Source organism: Pedobacter jeongneungensis, from assembly GCF_000633455.1.
In the GTDB taxonomy this organism is placed as follows: Bacteria; Bacteroidota; Bacteroidia; order Sphingobacteriales; family Sphingobacteriaceae; genus Pedobacter; species Pedobacter jeongneungensis_A.
Genome location: NZ_AYMG01000008.1, coordinates 20,795 through 37,466, shown reverse-complemented (window position 1 = coordinate 37,466; position 16,672 = coordinate 20,795). Strand labels below are relative to the sequence as shown.

General features: G+C 37.5%; 21 protein-coding genes. 10 read left to right on the top strand and 11 right to left on the bottom strand.

The annotated features are described in order from the left end of the window. Positions 1–33 precede the first annotated feature (33 nt). The 6 genes from U859_RS0106580 to U859_RS0106540 all read right to left on the bottom strand — a co-directional run bounded on the left by U859_RS0106580 (position 34) and on the right by U859_RS0106540 (position 5,463). The gene (locus tag U859_RS0106580) at positions 34–390 is read right to left on the bottom strand and encodes a type II toxin-antitoxin system HigA family antitoxin (protein WP_025142628.1); all 357 of its coding nucleotides are present in this window, start codon (positions 388–390) and stop codon (positions 34–36) included. A 21-nt stretch (positions 391–411) separates the two neighbouring features. Beyond that, positions 412–687: a type II toxin-antitoxin system HigB family toxin gene (locus tag U859_RS0106575; protein ID WP_025142627.1), complete on the bottom strand. Its 276-nt coding sequence runs from the start codon at positions 685–687 to the stop codon at positions 412–414. A 57-nt stretch (positions 688–744) separates the two neighbouring features. Continuing rightward, on the bottom strand, positions 745–2,661 hold the full coding sequence (locus tag U859_RS0106570; RefSeq protein ID WP_025142626.1) for an AMP-dependent synthetase/ligase: 1,917 nt from the start codon (positions 2,659–2,661) through the stop codon (positions 745–747). 636 nt (positions 2,662–3,297) lie between these two features. Continuing rightward, positions 3,298–3,624 (bottom strand): HesB/IscA family protein, encoded by a 327-nt coding sequence (locus tag U859_RS0106555; protein WP_025142623.1) that lies wholly within the window; start codon positions 3,622–3,624, stop codon positions 3,298–3,300. Between the two features lie 100 nt (positions 3,625–3,724). After that, the gene (gene iscU, locus U859_RS0106550; RefSeq protein WP_025142622.1) at positions 3,725–4,138 is read right to left on the bottom strand and encodes a Fe-S cluster assembly scaffold IscU; all 414 of its coding nucleotides are present in this window, start codon (positions 4,136–4,138) and stop codon (positions 3,725–3,727) included. 113 nt (positions 4,139–4,251) lie between these two features. Then, positions 4,252–5,463 (bottom strand): IscS subfamily cysteine desulfurase, encoded by a 1,212-nt coding sequence (locus tag U859_RS0106540; protein ID WP_025142621.1) that lies wholly within the window; start codon positions 5,461–5,463, stop codon positions 4,252–4,254. Positions 5,464–5,580: 117 nt separating this feature from the next. Here U859_RS0106540 and mce point away from each other — a divergent pair, with 117 nt between their 5' ends. Further along, on the top strand, positions 5,581–5,988 hold the full coding sequence (gene mce / locus U859_RS0106535; RefSeq protein ID WP_025142620.1) for a methylmalonyl-CoA epimerase: 408 nt from the start codon (positions 5,581–5,583) through the stop codon (positions 5,986–5,988). Positions 5,989–6,284: 296 nt separating this feature from the next. Continuing rightward, a complete protein-coding gene (locus U859_RS0106530) occupies positions 6,285–6,569 on the top strand; it encodes a hypothetical protein (protein ID WP_025142619.1) in 285 nt (94 codons plus the stop codon). 10 nt (positions 6,570–6,579) lie between these two features. On the opposite strand, the gene U859_RS0106525 is transcribed toward U859_RS0106530, so the two are convergent. Both U859_RS0106525 and U859_RS31940 read right to left on the bottom strand, forming a co-directional pair. Continuing rightward, complete coding sequence (locus U859_RS0106525; RefSeq protein ID WP_162799885.1) at positions 6,580–7,269, bottom strand: hypothetical protein; 690 nt, start codon at positions 7,267–7,269, stop codon at positions 6,580–6,582. Positions 7,270–7,276: 7 nt separating this feature from the next. Next, a complete protein-coding gene (locus U859_RS31940; RefSeq protein ID WP_162799884.1) occupies positions 7,277–7,444 on the bottom strand; it encodes a hypothetical protein in 168 nt (55 codons plus the stop codon). A gap of 286 nt (positions 7,445–7,730) precedes the next feature. Between U859_RS31940 and U859_RS0106515 the strand changes: the two genes are divergently transcribed. The 8 genes from U859_RS0106515 (at position 7,731) to U859_RS0106480 (ending at position 14,285) form a co-directional block, all read left to right on the top strand. Further along, entirely contained in the window at positions 7,731–7,979 is a 249-nt protein-coding gene (locus U859_RS0106515; protein ID WP_025142617.1) for a type B 50S ribosomal protein L31, read from the top strand. Between the two features lie 72 nt (positions 7,980–8,051). Beyond that, the gene (locus U859_RS0106510) at positions 8,052–9,218 is read left to right on the top strand and encodes a GlmU family protein (protein ID WP_025142616.1); all 1,167 of its coding nucleotides are present in this window, start codon (positions 8,052–8,054) and stop codon (positions 9,216–9,218) included. 48 nt (positions 9,219–9,266) lie between these two features. Further along, positions 9,267–10,028, top strand: a complete 762-nt coding sequence (gene tpiA / locus U859_RS0106505) for a triose-phosphate isomerase (protein ID WP_025142615.1) — start codon at positions 9,267–9,269, stop codon at positions 10,026–10,028. Beyond that, positions 10,029–10,871: a 50S ribosomal protein L11 methyltransferase gene (gene prmA / locus U859_RS0106500; RefSeq protein ID WP_025142614.1), complete on the top strand. Its 843-nt coding sequence runs from the start codon at positions 10,029–10,031 to the stop codon at positions 10,869–10,871. Between the two features lie 125 nt (positions 10,872–10,996). Beyond that, a complete protein-coding gene (locus U859_RS0106495; RefSeq protein WP_025142613.1) occupies positions 10,997–12,349 on the top strand; it encodes a UDP-N-acetylmuramate--L-alanine ligase in 1,353 nt (450 codons plus the stop codon). A gap of 82 nt (positions 12,350–12,431) precedes the next feature. Next, positions 12,432–12,752, top strand: a complete 321-nt coding sequence (locus U859_RS0106490; protein WP_025142612.1) for a helix-turn-helix domain-containing protein — start codon at positions 12,432–12,434, stop codon at positions 12,750–12,752. 119 nt (positions 12,753–12,871) lie between these two features. Beyond that, entirely contained in the window at positions 12,872–13,351 is a 480-nt protein-coding gene (locus U859_RS0106485; protein WP_025142611.1) for an Lrp/AsnC family transcriptional regulator, read from the top strand. 4 nt (positions 13,352–13,355) lie between these two features. After that, positions 13,356–14,285, top strand: a complete 930-nt coding sequence (locus tag U859_RS0106480; protein WP_025142610.1) for an EamA family transporter — start codon at positions 13,356–13,358, stop codon at positions 14,283–14,285. A gap of 163 nt (positions 14,286–14,448) precedes the next feature. Here U859_RS0106480 and U859_RS0106475 read toward each other — a convergent pair whose 3' ends face one another. The 3 genes from U859_RS0106475 to scpB all read right to left on the bottom strand — a co-directional run bounded on the left by U859_RS0106475 (position 14,449) and on the right by scpB (position 16,488). Beyond that, entirely contained in the window at positions 14,449–15,567 is a 1,119-nt protein-coding gene (locus U859_RS0106475; RefSeq protein ID WP_025142609.1) for a hypothetical protein, read from the bottom strand. A 72-nt stretch (positions 15,568–15,639) separates the two neighbouring features. Further along, positions 15,640–15,834, bottom strand: coding sequence for a hypothetical protein (locus tag U859_RS0106470; protein ID WP_025142608.1), 195 nt, complete (start codon positions 15,832–15,834; stop codon positions 15,640–15,642). Between the two features lie 87 nt (positions 15,835–15,921). After that, complete coding sequence (gene scpB / locus U859_RS0106465; RefSeq protein WP_025142607.1) at positions 15,922–16,488, bottom strand: SMC-Scp complex subunit ScpB; 567 nt, start codon at positions 16,486–16,488, stop codon at positions 15,922–15,924. Positions 16,489–16,672: the final 184 nt, after the last annotated feature.

Below are 16,672 nucleotides of genomic sequence, written 5' to 3'. Positions count from 1 at the left end.
TGCAGGGTTTTATTTTTGTCTTAATGTATAATTTTAATATGCCTGGATAAGCACATCTGTAGGTATATTGAAACTTTCGTGTAATTGCCTGATCATATCGAGTGATAATTTCCGCTTTCGGTTTAATATTTCACTTGCTCGGCTTTTTAAACCAACAACTTTGGCTAAATCACTTTGTTTATAGCCCATTTGTTCCATTCTAAACTTGATGGCCTCAATTGGGTCAGGAAAACCAATAGGGAAATGTTTGTCCTCGTAATTTTCGATGAGGATCGCTAATACCTCTAATTCATCACCTTCGACCGAGCCTTTTTTAGCATCGAAAATAACTTCAAGCCTTTCTAAGGCTTGAGTATAATCATTTTGATTTTTGATCGGCTTAATATTCATGTGTTTAGATTTTGGTAGCATCTATTTATAATATTCAGCATGAGTACTAATAAAACGTATCCAGATCATCTGATAATCATAATTGATTTTGATAATCAACCGATAATTATTGCCTTTAATATTAAAAACAATTCTATTATCAGCTAAGATACTTGCACTGGGATAATCGCTTTTTACATCATTAGGCTTTTCCCAATTGCTATTGCTTGTTTCCTGGTACCACGATTTCAGTTGTTCTTCACAATCTGGATGCCTTTCCCAAAAATCACGCAGTATTTTTTTAGCGATTATTCTCACTTAAGTAAATATTGAACAAATATAAGAAAAGTTCCCTAAATGGGAAATTTTTAATTGTTACGATTCCGCTTCTACACCTTCCTCATACATTTCATTAATGGCCTCGGCATATTTCTTTTCTACAATGCGGCGTTTAACTTTCATGGTCGGTGTAATTTCCCCTTCATCTATATTAAAAGGATTACGTTTGATCTTAAAGTTTTTGATACGCTCAAATTTAGCCAGTTCGTTAGAGATTTTCTTAATGTCCAGCTCCATCCAGTCGATGATTTCCTGGTTGCGGATAAAAGGATCAGTTTCTTCAAAAAACGAGGGTTGAAGTTTAAAGGTTTCTTCTAAAGTTTCCTTGTTAGGAATGATGATGGCGGTGATAAATTCGCGTTTATCGCCGATTAAAAACAGCTGATCAATCTTCGGACTTTTTAAATAGATATTTTCTACTGGCGTAGGATATACGTTTTTGCCATAGGCATTAACGATCATGTTTTTTAAACGGTCGGTAATCTGCAGGTTTCCTTTATAAAAACGACCGATATCACCGGTGTGGAACCACATATCTTTGTCTATCGCCTCAGCAGTTTCTGCAGGTTTGTTAAAGTAACCTTTCATTACACAATGACCGCGGACAATTACTTCACCTTCTGCACATTCAAAATCTTCGTTAAAAGTATTGTGTGTTTGAATGCTCAGCATTTCTTTGCTTTCTACATCTTGTATGCCTACCTCAATGCCAGGGATCACTCGTCCAACGGTGCCATAAACCTGTCTGTGGTATTCGGTAACCGACATCACAGGCGAAGTTTCTGTTAAACCAAATCCTTCCAAGATTTTAATGCCCAGATCACCAAAAAACTCACCAACATTTTTAGGTAGGGCAGCTCCGCCAGAAATCATGAATTTTAATCTTCCACCTGTTTTTTCTTTGATTTTACTGAAGACCAGTTTCTCGGCAATTCCTTTTTTTGCCGATAAGATTAAACCTGGATTTTTGCCCGCTTCTTTTGCAACACGGTATTTATTGCCGGTTTCTAAGGCCCAGGTAAATATTTTTGCTTTGGTACCTCCACCTGCAGTTCCTCCTTTTATCGCCTTATCGTGTATCCGCTCTAAAAGGCGGGGAACACAGCTCATCACTGTTGGACGCACTTCGCCCATATTTTTAGCTAAGAGTTCTAAACTTTGGGCAAAGGCGATTTTACAACCTTGTGCACAGCAAACATGGTAAGTGGCTGTACGTTCGAATACGTGCGACAATGGTAAAAAGGAAAGAAAAGTCTCTGTTTGGTCGATCACCGGGATCTGTTGCAAACATACCTCCACGTTCTTTACAAAATTATAATGGGTAAGCATTACTCCCTTTGGAGTTCCTGTTGTTCCGGAAGTATAAATTAATGAGGAAACATCATTTGGTAATACCAAACTTCTGCACTGGTCTATTTCGGCTTTCTCAGCAGCCGTAACCTGATGTTTAAGTGCCAGGATATCAGAAAAAGCAATTACTTCTACGTTTACATCTGCAGGAATAGTAACTTTTTCAAAATCTTTAAAAGCGGGGATAATATATTTTAGTTCCTTGCAATTGGCAGCAACCTTTAATACTTTACGGTATAAGAAATTATTCCCAACAAGAATGGCTTTTATGCCAGAATCGTTGATGATATAAGACACTTCCTGCTCAGAAAGCGTAGGATAAATGGAAACGTTGATCACGCCGATCTGCTGAATACCCTGATCGTAATACACATATTCCGGGGAATTTTCGATCATTAAACCCAGGCGGTCGCCCTTTTTTATTCCTTTTTCCAAAAAGAATGCGGAAACTGCATCAGCTCTTTTTAGGGTATCTTCGTAAGAAATTTCAGTCCATTCTGCACCCTGTTTATGGATCAAAAAGGTTTCTTGTGGTTTGTGTATATTTTTTACAACATTCCGCAACAGGGTAGGGACCGTTGAAAATTCGTTTATTAATGGCATTGCTCGTAATTGGTTCGCTGAATATAATTAACAATAATAACGCTTTTTGGTTTAAAAATACAAATTGACACTTGGGTTTCTTCCATACCTGTCATCCTGAGTACAGCGAAGGATCTTTATATAACAATAGTGCTTACTTCGATATTACCTTTATGTTTATAATATCATTTGGCCCATCTGCACAGTCTTGCCTCGGCTCTCCGCCGCCGAAAGGCTCTTTCTTTTTGGCATCAAAAAGACCAGCGAAGCTAGCTTGAATGCCATTGAAAATATAAAGACAAATGAAAAAACAAAAAATGCCGGCTGAAAATTTATTCATTTTTTGGTATAATTTTCAATGGTATTCATGAGGGCTACGCCGTTTTCTTTTAAGGCCAGTAGGATGGCAGGGGTAGTAGAGCCCGATCCCCATAGCTATCGGGATGTTAGGCCGGATTTAAGTAGAACGGAGATGTGGTGCTTTGGCCTGGCTGGATGGAAATACATGAAGGTGATTAAGTTGTTGCTTAATCTGCGCTTCAAATCTGCTTAATCTGCGGGAAAAAATGTGCGGCTAATCTTGCGAAGACAAACCTCATAAAACGCAAAAAAGGTTCCATAAAATGAAACCTTTTTATATAAAGTTATTCGATTCGATTAAACTGAGAAGCTCTCGCCACAACCACAGCTGCGACTCGCATTGGGGTTGATAAAGTTGAAACCTTTTCCATTTAAACCATCAGTGAAATCTAATTCAGTTCCAGCCAGATAAAGGAATGATTTCATATCTAACGCAATTTTGATTCCTCTGTCTTCAAAAAACTGATCGCCTTTTTGTTCTTCGTTATCAAAATCTAAATTGTATGATAAACCTGAACAACCACCACCTTTTACTGAAACGCGTAAAAAGTAATCAGAACCCATTTCCGAATCCTGCATTAAGTGAGTGATTTTTTCTTTTGCTTTATCTGTTATTGTAATCATTGTGATAGAGATTTGTGATTTGAGAGGTTAGATTTGAGATATATTTGAGCGCCCTAAGGTAGGTGCTCTCACATCTCAAATCTATTGTCTCACATCTATTCTAGTGGTGCGATTTTTCTAATACAATAGCTTCTAAGCCATTTTTAACGCGGTAATCGTTAATCGCAGATTTAATTGCATCTTCTGCCAATACCGAGCAGTGGATTTTTACCGGAGGCAAAGCCAATTCTTCAACAATATCCATGTTATCGATAGATAAAGCTTCATCAATTGTTTTTCCTTTTAACCATTCTGTAGCTAAAGAAGAAGAAGCAATAGCTGAACCACAGCCAAATGTTTTAAATTTAGCATCGGTGATTACGTTATCTTCTCCAACCTCAATCTGCAAGCGCATTACGTCGCCACACTCAGGTGCACCAACTAATCCTGTTCCTACAAATTTGCTGTCTTTATTTAATGTACCTACGTTACGTGGGTTATTGTAATGGTCAATTACTTTTTCTGAATATGCCATGATTTTATTTTTTTAATCTCCTTGCGGAGCAAATTTTTAATTAGTTTTAAATTATCAGTTTTCAATTGCCAGTTCAGGTATTCCAAACTGTTAACTGCCAACTCCAAACTGGCTTAGTGTTCTGCCCACTCAATTTTACTCAAATCGATTCCTTCTTTAAACATTTCCCAAAGTGGAGAAAGTTCTCTTAAGTGGTTAACCGCTTTTTGAGTTACTTCAATCGCCTGATCAATTTCTGCTTCAGTTGTAAACCTTCCTAAACCGTAACGGATAGAAGAGTGTGCTAAATCATCAGATAAACCTAAGCTTTTTAATACGTATGATGGTTCTAACGAAGCTGAAGTACAAGCAGACCCTGAAGATACCGCTAAATCACTCATGGCCATCATTAAACCTTCACCCTCAACATATTTGAATGAAATATTAGCTACGTGTGGTAAACGGTGTTGTGTATTACCATTAACATAGCTTTCTTCCATTTTGTTTAAAGTAGTCTCTAACTTATCACGTAAAGCTGATAAACGGATTGATTCGCTTTCCATTTCTAAACGACAAAGCTCACAAGCTTTACCTAAACCAACAATACCAGGAACGTTTAACGTACCAGAACGCATTCCACGCTCATGGCCACCGCCATCCATCTGTGCAGTAACTTTAACCCTTGGATTTTTACGACGAACGTAAAGTACACCAACACCTTTCGGACCGTACATTTTGTGTGCAGAGAAAGCCATTAAATCGATACCGTCAGCATTTACATCAACAGGGATTTTACCAACTGCCTGCGTAGCATCAGTCATAAATAAAGCACCGTGTTTGTGTGCAATGGCTGCAATTTCTTTAACTGGTTGTATTACTCCGATTTCGTTGTTACCATACATAATCGAAACTAAGATAGTTTCAGCAGTCATAGCAGCTTCCAATTCAGCTAAATCAATTAAACCGTCTTCTTTAACACCTAAATAAGTAACGCGTGCGCCATTTTTCTCTAAGTGTTTGCAGGTATCTAAAACTGCTTTATGTTCAGTAACCGCAGTAATGATGTGGTTACCTTTTTCTTTATACATTTCAAATACACCTTTAATAGCCAGGTTATCGGCTTCGGTAGCACCTGATGTAAAAATAATTTCTTTTTCAGTACAGCCGATTAGTTTGGCTACCTGCTCACGAGCGTAATCTACACCCTCTTCAGCCACCCAGCCAAACGCGTGATTACGACTTGCGGCATTTCCAAATTTCTCAGTAAAGTAAGGTAGCATTGCTTCCAGCACACGTGGATCTAACGGTGTTGTAGCATTATTATCTAAATATATCGGCTGTTTCATCTCTATTCTGTTAATTATAACACAAAGATACTAAAAAACTTATTTAACAATTATAAATAATAGCTATGAGCTTATAGATAAAAGCCGCATTTTTACATTCACATAACCTTATAATCTATGAACAAGATAGAACACATCGGCATCGCGGTAAAAGACCTCAACAGTTCTATAGATATTTATCAGAAACTGCTCAATACCGATTGCTATAAGACAGAGCAAGTTGCGTCTGAATTTGTAAATACAGCTTTCTTTAAAACCGGCGAGAATAAAGTAGAACTGTTGCAAGCCACATCTCCTGAAAGTGCAATTGCTAAGTTTATCGAAAAAAAAGGAGAGGGGATTCATCACATCGCATTTCTGGTCGACGATATTCTGGCCGAAATGGAACGTTTGCATAAAGAAGGTTTTGTACTGCTTAACGAATCGCCCAAAAAAGGTGCCGACAATAAAATGGTGTGTTTCGTGCATCCAAAAGATACCAATGGCGTGTTGATCGAGATTTGTCAGGAGATTAAGTGGGTGTAATCGAGGGAAGATGAGAGATGGATAATTTTTGAGATTCGTCATCCTCGCGCATGAGGGGATCTTAAAAGCGACTAAAATTTGATTTTGAAAACCTAGGGTTCCGTATTCCATAGCACCTGCAGTCCTGCTAACCGCTATAGTCCCGATGAAGAATCGGGAGCTGCCGCTTTTATCAGGTTTATTTAATTTTGGCCTGTGATTCTTCGGACAATGCAAATTGCCTAAGACTAATATTAACAACGCCTATTCTAACACACTTTAATCTTGAAATTCTGCAATCTTAAAAATCCTATTCCATGTCATTAATTAGTATCATCAGCAAAGATTTCGATATACCAGATCACCTTTCAGAAAGCCAGTTACGTGATGCGATGGTTGATGCTTTTGCTTATTTAATTGATAATGATTTTCCGAAACTCATCCAGATATTATATAAGGCAGATGTAGATCAGTATAAATTAAAAGAATTGCTGGAAACTGTAGAAGGTTCCAGTTCAGCTGAAGTAATTGCCGATGCTTACATTGCACGCCAGAAGGCTAAAATAGAAACCTGGAAAAAGTATAGCCAGAAGAAAGATTAGTTTAATGTATTTATTCCTGCGAAGGATTAAAGCGGTTGTACATATCCATATCAAAAAACGAAATGGAATTGATCTTATCTGCTTTTAATACGAGATCGGTTTTCAATTCATCGGTATTCGCTACAGAGCCATCTTCAATATAACTGGCATAAACCGTTAAATATTGAGTGGTAAAAACGAGTTCTTTGTCATCAGCCTTGCGGTAGCCACTAAAAGCAGGGGTAATGCGGATATAGCTCGTAGTAAAGGGTTTGGGCAGTTCTTTCACCCAGCCAATATAAAATTTGCCACTATCCATCGTAAATTGTAAAAGATGGGCATCAAAAAAAGATGAGCTTAATAACAATTCAAATTCATTTCCCGAAGTAGCTATAGCCCTTTTAATGGCTTTAAGGCGGTTGATAAAAAGATTGGCAATTTCGGTTGCCGCTACAGCAACTAATAGTGATAAACTGGTTGTTCCAAAATAAGGAGCATGTATGGGAAGCAATTTGCTGAGGTCTTCAACTGTTTGAGGCCAGATGGCGATAAAAATTGCCCTTAACAAAAAGCATACACCCAAAAGCATGATGCCTGCAAAAGCAGAGTTTAATAATATTCGCTGGCTTTCGAGCCGGTATTGAACATACCGCAGGTATCTGAACCTGATTAATATATAGTAGCCGCCTACAAGAGGAAACAAGAGTAGGTTAAAAGGCATTTACAGGTTATTTCTTATTTTTATCTTTTTCTATTTTTTTAAAAATACTCGACTCCATTAATGAGCCCACCATTTGGATAATCCTTGGCTGCGCAAAAAAATCAGGACTTTTGATGTAGAGCTTTCCGCTGCTATCGGCATGGATAATGCCGTCAAATTTACTTTCTTTTCTCATATACCAAATTTACATATATTTTTTATATATCTGAAAAACAATATTCAGCTCAAAAAAGTTTAGATTTGCTTATTACTCGAATGTGTTTTCCTTAAAAAAGCATGCATAAAAGTCATGTAAATTAAAATTCTTTATTTAGGCTTGTAAATCAAAAATAAAATTAAGATATTTGCATCCTCTAAAATAGAGGTAGAAAGACTAATAGGAAATGTCATAAGCGTTGTTGCCAGCAAATTGCAAAAATGTTCTTGATGCTTTCACACAAATAACTAAAAATAATATTCAAATGAAAAAAGATTTGCACCCAACAAGCTACAGACCAGTTGTTTTTAAAGACATGTCTAACGAATATGCTTTCTTAACAAAATCTTGTGTAGATACTAAAGAAACAATTAAATGGGAAGATGGTAACGAATATCCTCTTTATAAATTAGAGATTTCTCATACTTCACACCCTTTTTATACTGGTAAAATGAAATTGGTTGATACAGCAGGACGTATCGATAAATTCAAAAACCGTTACGCTAAGAAATAATTTTAGCTGTAAAAAGCATTTTTTGAAGTCCCTTTGCCAAAAGCATCGGGACTTTTTTTATTTTTGCAGCTTATGACAATCAATCTTTTTGATGATGCTAGCTGGATGTCCCTGCGTCCGCTTACTTTTACCAGGCCGGTGGCCGATCTGCGCATAGGTATTTTAACCATTGCAGAAAAATGGGCCAAACATTTAAAAGCCGATTACGGCTTTCATACCCAGGATTACCTTTCAGTAAAATTTGCGCCAAAACCTGATGCCGATTTATTTATAAACGGTTCTGTTTGCCCAGATGAAGCTTTGCTTAATGCTGTTGCTAACCTTAAGGCAGGCGAGGCGCTCTATAAAAAAGATGTAGTTGTTGCTTATATTGCCGATCGGCACGATTTTGAAACTGTTAAATCGCTAAAGCAAATTGAATATGCCGGCGATTTTATACATATTGTTTATCCTGAGCATATTTTTGGTCATAACCCAGCCGAAATTAGAAAAGATTTTAAACTATTAACCGAAGGGCGTAGCTCGGCAAAACTAAGTGGTACGAATCAACTGCTTGGTGATGATATTTTTCTCGAAGATGGAGCCAAAGCAGAATGCAGTGTATTTAACAGTACTTACGGACCTATATACATTGGTAAAAATGCTGAAGTTTGGGAAGGTAGTTTAATAAGAGGTTCTTTTGCGCTTTGTGAGAATTCATCAGTAAAAATGGGTGCTAAAATATATTCTGGTACTACAATCGGCCCGAATAGCCGTGCAGGAGGCGAAATTAACAATTCGGTAATCTGGGGCAATTCGGCCAAAGGCCACGAAGGATATTTAGGTAATTCGGTAATGGGCGAGTGGTGCAATATCGGTGCCGACACCAACAATTCGAATTTAAAAAACAACTATGCCGAAGTAAAGCTTTACGATTACGAAAGCAGAAAAATGCGAAATACCAACCTGCAATTTTGTGGTTTGATTATGGGCGATCATGCTAAATGTGGCATTAATACCATGTTTAATACCGGCAGTGTTGTAGGGGTTGGAACCAATGTTTTTGGTGCTGGTCTTCCGCCGAACCATATTCCAGATTTTAGCTGGGGTGGTGCCAGTGGTTTCGAAACCTATAAACTGAATAAGATGTTCGAAACAACCGAAAAGGTGTTCGCAAGAAAGAATATAGCTTTTGATGAAACAGAAAAGAACATTCTTGAAAAAGTATTTGAATTAACCGAATCGTATAGACGATTTTAATATAAAACCTTGATCTTAAAAGATCAACCAACCATTAAATAATACAAAATGAGAAAAAAGATTGTTGCCGGTAACTGGAAAATGAACTTAGATTACAACGAAGGTGTTTCGTTGTTCAGCGAAATCGTAAATATGGTTAAAGATGAGCGCAAAGGCGATCAGTTGGCTATTATCTGCTCACCATTTATTCATTTAAACAGCTTGGCAAAATTGGGTGGTAACGATGTTAAAATTGGTGCTCAAAACATTAGCGATAAAGAAAGTGGTGCTTATACAGGCGAAACTTCCGCTAAAATGGTGAAATCTGTTGGTGCAGAATATGTGATTTTAGGTCACTCAGAACGCAGACAGTATTTTGCAGAAAGTGATGAGTTATTGGCGGCTAAAACCAAAACCGCTTTGGCACATGGCTTAACTCCGATCTTCTGTATCGGCGAAACTTTAGATGAGCGTAATAACGGTAGCTACTATGAAGTATTAAAAAAACAATTGGTAGAAGGCATTTTCAGCTTAACCGAAGAAGATTTCAAAAAGATCGTGATCGCTTACGAACCGGTTTGGGCTATTGGCACAGGTTTAACAGCTTCTCCAGAGCAGGCACAGGATATTCACGCTTTTATCCGCAGTGAAATTGAGGCAAACTATGGCTTCAATGTAGCTGATGATACAACCATTTTATATGGCGGTAGCTGTAACCCGGGCAACGCAGCAAGTTTATTCTCGCAAAAAGATATTGATGGTGGACTGATTGGTGGTGCATCATTGAAATCACGCGATTTTACAGATATTATTAAAGCATTAAACAGCTAAATGCAATACATTAAAGCAATATTTACATTCAAAGGTATCGAAGACTATCAACAGGATCTGCTCATCAGCGATCTTGCCGATTTAGGCTTCGATACTTTCGAAGATAGTGAAGGTGGTTTTACGGCTTTCGTAATCAAGGATAATTTTAACGAGCAGGAATTAAAAGAACTTTTGGCCAATTATAGCGAAGAATTTGCAACCGATTATACCTTAGAAGATGTTGCCGATGAAAACTGGAATGCCGAATGGGAGAAAAACTTCAGTCCGTTGATTATTGATGATGTGTGTTATGTAAGGGCAACCTTTCACGAGCCACAGCCATCATATCCTTACGAGATTGTAATCGATCCAAAAATGGCTTTTGGCACCGGTCACCACCAAACCACCACCATGGTGATGCAGTATATTTTAGCAGCCGACCTAAAGGATAAAAATATCCTTGATATGGGCTGTGGAACCGGGATTTTAGCTATTCTGGCTGCAAAACTGGGTGCTAAAAGTTTAATGGCCATCGATTATGATGACATCTGTTATGAAAGTACCATAGAAAATGCTGCACTTAACCATGTAGATAATTTAAAAGCACTTTGTGGCAGTAAAGAAGTCATTCCTAACGAAGAATATGATGTTATTTTTGCCAATATTAACCGGAATATCCTTTTAGATCATATTCACCGTTATGCCGAAGTTTTAAAAGCCGGAGGCAAAATTTTCTTCAGTGGGTTTTATTTAGATCCTGATCTGGGAATGATTACCGCCGAATGTGCTAAATATGGCATCAAATACGTTGATCATAAACAGAACGGCGATTGGGTTGCTGCACAGTTTGAGAAAAAGGTTTAAGGCTTAAACTCCATACGCAAACCGCCAAACGCGATGAAAGATTTAAGGCGCAGGGTTTGTTCTCATATCTCAAATCTTGTGTCTCACATCTCAAATCTCCCTTCTCATATCTAAAACAAAAAAATATGCGCATACATTTTATAGCAATCGGTGGAAGTGCCATGCACAACCTGGCCATCGCCCTACATAAAAAAGGATATCAGATTTCAGGTTCTGATGATGTGATTTTCGAACCAGCAAAATCCCGTTTGGATAAATATGGTTTATTACCTGCTGAAATGGGCTGGGAAGAAAACCGCGTTTCTAAAGATCTTGATGCGGTAATTTTGGGCATGCACGCCCGTATAGATAATCCAGAGTTATTGAAGGCACAGGAACTGGGCGTTAAAATCTATTCTTACCCTGAATATATTTACGAACAGAGCAAAAATAAGTTACGTGTAGTAATTGGTGGCAGTCATGGTAAAACAACCATTACCAGTATGATTTTGCATGTGTTAAATTATTATAAACGCGATTTCGATTACCTGGTTGGTGCACAGCTGGCTGGTTTCGAAACCATGGTAAAAGTGACGGAAGAAGCTCTGGTAATGATTATTGAAGGCGATGAGTATTTATCTTCACCGATTGATAGAAGACCAAAATTTCACCTGTATAAAGCCAATGTTGCCGTAATCAGCGGTATTGCCTGGGATCACATTAATGTGTTTCCAACTTATGCCGATTATACCTTACAGTTTGATAAATTTATTGATACCATTGAGCCTAATGGAACATTGATTTACTGTAAAGCAGATGCTGACCTGAATGAAATTGTAGCTAATTCAAAAGCTGATGTAACCAAAATTGGTTATGCCATTCCAGAACACGAAATCAGAAAGGGAATAACTTACCTTTTGCCGGAAGAAACAGCTTTAAAGATTTTTGGCGATCATAACCTGATGAACCTTAATGCTGCGAAATTGGTATGTAAAGAACTGGATATTAATGAAAGTGAATTTTATGCCGCTATTACTTCATTTACAGGAGCTGCCAAACGCTTAGAAGTCATTTCTGCTGATGATTCGACAAATGTTTATAAAGATTTTGCGCATTCACCATCAAAATTAAAGGCTACTATTGATGCGGTTAAAGCGCAGTTTACCGATCGTAAATTGGTAGCCTGTATTGAACTACATACTTTTAGCAGTTTGAATAAAGATTTTTTAAAAGAATATACCGGTGCAATGGATAAAGCTGATGAGGCAATCGTATTTATCGACATTAAATCTTTTGAGCAAAAACGCATGGAACCTTTTTCTGAAGATGATGTGCAACAGGCTTTTGCTAATCCAAAACTGAAATTTTTTAACGATGCTGTAAAGCTAAAAAGCTATCTGTTAAGCCTCAATTATAAGAATACAAATCTGCTGATGATGAGTTCTGGTAATTATGCAGGTTTCGATCTGCCTGAGTTGTCGGCTGCTTTGGAGAAGTGAGGTTAGAGATATGAGAGGTGATATTTGAAAGCTCAAATCCCTCTCAAATCTCATATCTAACATCTCATATCTAATTTAAACTATGAAAAGCATCGGAGATCGTATTAAACAAAGCAGATTGGCCTTAGGTTTAAGTCAGGCGGATGCTGCTAAAAAACTAAACATTTCTACTCCGGCTTTCTGCAAAATAGAGACAGGCCAAACCGATCTCAATATTTCCCGTTTACTCCAGATTTCCAAAACCTTTAAAATTCCCGTTGTACAATTGATCGATGGTCAATCGGTAGGGGCAGACCCCTCTGCAGAATTGGCTGCACTTAAAAAAGAACTGATTGAAAAGGAAGAAGAAATCAATAAACTCCGTAAAAAGGTGATCGATCTATACGATAAACTTGGAATATAAAATTCGAATAATCACTTAGTCTGCCGACTAATTATCATTATAAAATTATAATGTAGAATAAAATTCATTTTTATTTAAAATATTTTGAATTTTATTCTAAATATTTATAGTTTTATAGAATGGTAATTGAAAACAATTTTAGTCTGGATCATATCGATCTGGCTATACTCAGACTCATGCAGGATAATGCGCGGATCTCGAACGTAGATTTAGCGAAGGCATTGGATCTTGTTCCCTCAGCCGTGCTGGAGCGCGTAAAAAAACTCGAGAAGAAGAATGTAATTACCGGATACAATGCTAAAGTAAATCCTGCAGCAGTTGACTTAAAGTTATTGGCTTTCATCTCCATGAAATCTTCGCAAAGTTTCAGTTGTAATGATACTGCAAGTGAATTGGCAAAAATCCCAGATGTACAGGAAGTGCATGTAATTGCAGGTGATGATTGTTTCCTGGTGAAAGTGAGAACGACTGATTCTGCATCATTAATGGCTTTATTACGCGATGAGTTTAGCAAAGTTCCCAATATTTTATCCGTGAAGACAACGATTGTGTTAGAAACGGTAAAAGAGCAACAACAATTGGTAATTCCTCAAAAATAAAGTCATGACAAATTTAAATAAAACGGCATCTCCGGTAATGGTTTACCTGGCCTTTGCCATTGTATATATTGTGTGGGGTTCTACCTACTTTTTTATCCAGAAAGCACTCGCTGGTTTTCCACCTTTTATTTTAGGTGTAGTGCGGTTTACTGTTGCAGGCATTTTGTTGTTAGGCTGGTGCAAGATAAAAGGGGAGCAGATTTTCAACCTAAAAACCATTAAAATTGCTGCAGTAAGTGGGATTTTAATGCTGGGTTTAGGGAATGGCATCGTAATTTGGGTAGAACAATTTATACCAAGCGGTTTGGTAGCCATTATGGTGGCTTCGGCAGCAATATGGTTTGTGATTCTGGATAAATCGCACTGGAAAGAAAATCTCAGTAATAAATATATCGTTTCCGGTTTGATCATAGGATTTTTAGGTGTTGTGCTTTTATTTGGCGATCAGATTAGGCTGGCGCTTGATAAACCTCAAAGTAATCTACAGATTATCGGTATGGTACTGCTGGTTTTCGGGCCAATTGCATGGGCTGGAGGATCACTTTATTCAAAATATCACCCCACTACAGAAAGTTCGGTTTCAGTAAATACAGGCTGGCAAATGTTGATGGCGAGTTTGGCTTTTTTACCCGGAGCATTAGTGAAATCAGAATTTAAATTATTAGATTGGGGTAGTATATCGCTTGACGCCTGGTTATCAATTATCTACCTGATTTTATTCGGTTCTATTGCAGCTTTTAGTGCTTATGTGTGGTTGCTAAAAGTGCGTCCGGCTACACAGGTAAGTACTTATGCTTACGTAAATCCTGTTGTGGCAGTACTGTTGAGTTTAACTTTTACCAATGAAGTAATTGGCCTTACACAGGTGATTGGTTTGGTAATTATTTTAGGAAGTGTGTTGTTGATTAATTTGCCGAAATATAAAAGTGCGTAGGTTATACTTAAACGTCATTTCGACTGAAGTGTACGGAATGGAGAAATCTGCTGCATAAGACTTAGAAGTTTAATTGATCCGTGTTTTCTGCGTCTCCGTGGCAAAATAAATTAAAAAAGGTTCGTGGCGACACGAACCTTGGCAAGTGACAAACCTGTTAAGTTTAAAATACCTTGCGCATCGTTAAATGCTTTTTACCAAAAGTAGCACCGGTGGCCTTATGTATCGCGATCATTTGTTCGTTAAAATCACCAACCCAGCTCAATTCGAGTTCTTTGTACTGGTTTTTAGGCAATACATACTCTCCCAAACGGATAAAGAGGACTGATTCTAAACCATGTTTCTGGAATTTAGGTTTAGTACCCATTACAATTGCCCTCATGCGGGTAACGCCCACCCAGCGGCGGTACGCGAATTTTAATTTTTCGATTAAGCCTAGTTTACCATCAAAACCCTTAATCATCTGGTTCGCATCAGGGATTAATACTACAAAAGATGCTGGTTCGCCATTAAAATAGGCAAACTGGATCAAATGTTCATCCATAATCGGCTCCATGCTTTTAAAGCTTTCTTCGAGGGTTTCCTTTTTAATGGGAACAAAATTTTCGAAATCCTGCCAGCCGTCGTTATAGATTTCCATTAAATCATTAATGTATTTGCTGGCGTTTGTCTTACTGAAATATTCAAAAGTATAACCCGGTTTATTTCTTACCCAATTGGCAATTTTTGTAAAACGTTCAGGGAAAGGAATGGTAAGATTGATATGATTGGTTAACTGTTCATATTCGGTAACAAATCCATATTTTTCGAAAAACTTTTGATAGTACGGAAAATTATAATTCATCCCGAAAGAAGGAGGGGTAAAGCCCTCAACCAATAAACCCCAAAAGGTGTCGTTCTCTCCAAAATTAATTGGTCCGTCCATCGCTTTCATGCCATTTTCGGTTAACCAGGCTTTTGCAGTATCAAATAAAAGAAATGCCGCTTTTTCATCATCAATGCATTCAAAGAAACCCATTCCGCCAGTTGGTTGATCGTAATGATAGGCTTTTTTCTCATTGATAAAGGCCGCCACACGGCCGATAAGCTTTCCCGCATCATCTTTCAAAACCCAACGTGTGCATTTTCCATGTGCAAAAAAGGTGTTTTTTTCCGGATTAAAAACATTTTCTACTTCGCTATCCAACGGACAGATCCAGTTTTTGTCGTTTTTATATAAGAGCTTGGGCGTATTTAGAAAGTCTTTTTTTAATGATGGATTATTTACCGGTATAACTTGCATGGGCACATTTTAAAATTAAAAAGCATCCTACCAAGCGGGCGGATGCTTTTTCAAATATATGTTTTTTAAATATTAAAAATCGTCGTCATCATCGTCGAAATTATCGAAGTTGTCAAGGTCATCTAATGGCATGTCAAAATCGTCATCATCATCATCCTGAGGCTTCTTTTTCGTTGTTTGAATATCGTCATCATCTTCAAGGTCATCATCTTCGTCTACCTGTTTCTTAGTAGTCGGCTTTGTTGGGAGTTTCTTTGGCGCTTTCATAACACAAAAATAAAAATTGCTTTTATAGTTTAAAAATACAAAAAAAACTTTTTTAATAACAACCTGTAAGCAAAGAAATTAAATTATTTATTCAACATTTTCGCCAACGGTATTTTCCTCTTTTACAATGTCTTTTAACTGAGGAAGCTGGCTAAGGTTATTTAGTCCGAAATAATCCATAAATAATGAACTGGTGCTGTAAAGGATTGGCCTGCCTGGTGTTTCTGCCTTTCCATCAATACTGATCAGTTCTTTTTCAAGCAGGCGTTGCACAGAGTAATCGGAATTTACACCCCTGATCTGTTCAATTTCGAGTTTGGTAATTGGCTGGCGATAAGCAATAATGGCCAGGGTTTCCATAGCAGCCTGACTTAATTTTTTCTTCGATCGGTGTAGCTGAAGCTGGTTAACGGTTTCGTGATAATCTTTTTTGGTGAGGAACTGATAACCATTGTTTAAGAATACAAGTTCGATTGCAAAATCATCATGACTATATTTTTCCTTAATCTGTTCGATGTTTTCGAATACCTGTGTTTCGATAAACTCTTCGTTAAAAACGGCATTAAGGGCAAGTATGATTTCCTGCGTGCCTATACTTTGGCTGGAAGAAAATATAAGGGCTTCGATGTGCCTGGTGATATTGTGTTTGGGCATATACAAAAATAGAATTTTTGGGCATAAAAAAGCGGTCTCGCTTTTAAAAACAAGACCGCTTTCAACACACAAATGAAACCTGAATTAAGATATAGTTTTAGGTTAGGTTATTAAATATCTATATCAATTCTATAAGAACGTCTTTGATAAACACTATCGTTTATTTCTAACACAAGTTTAAGGC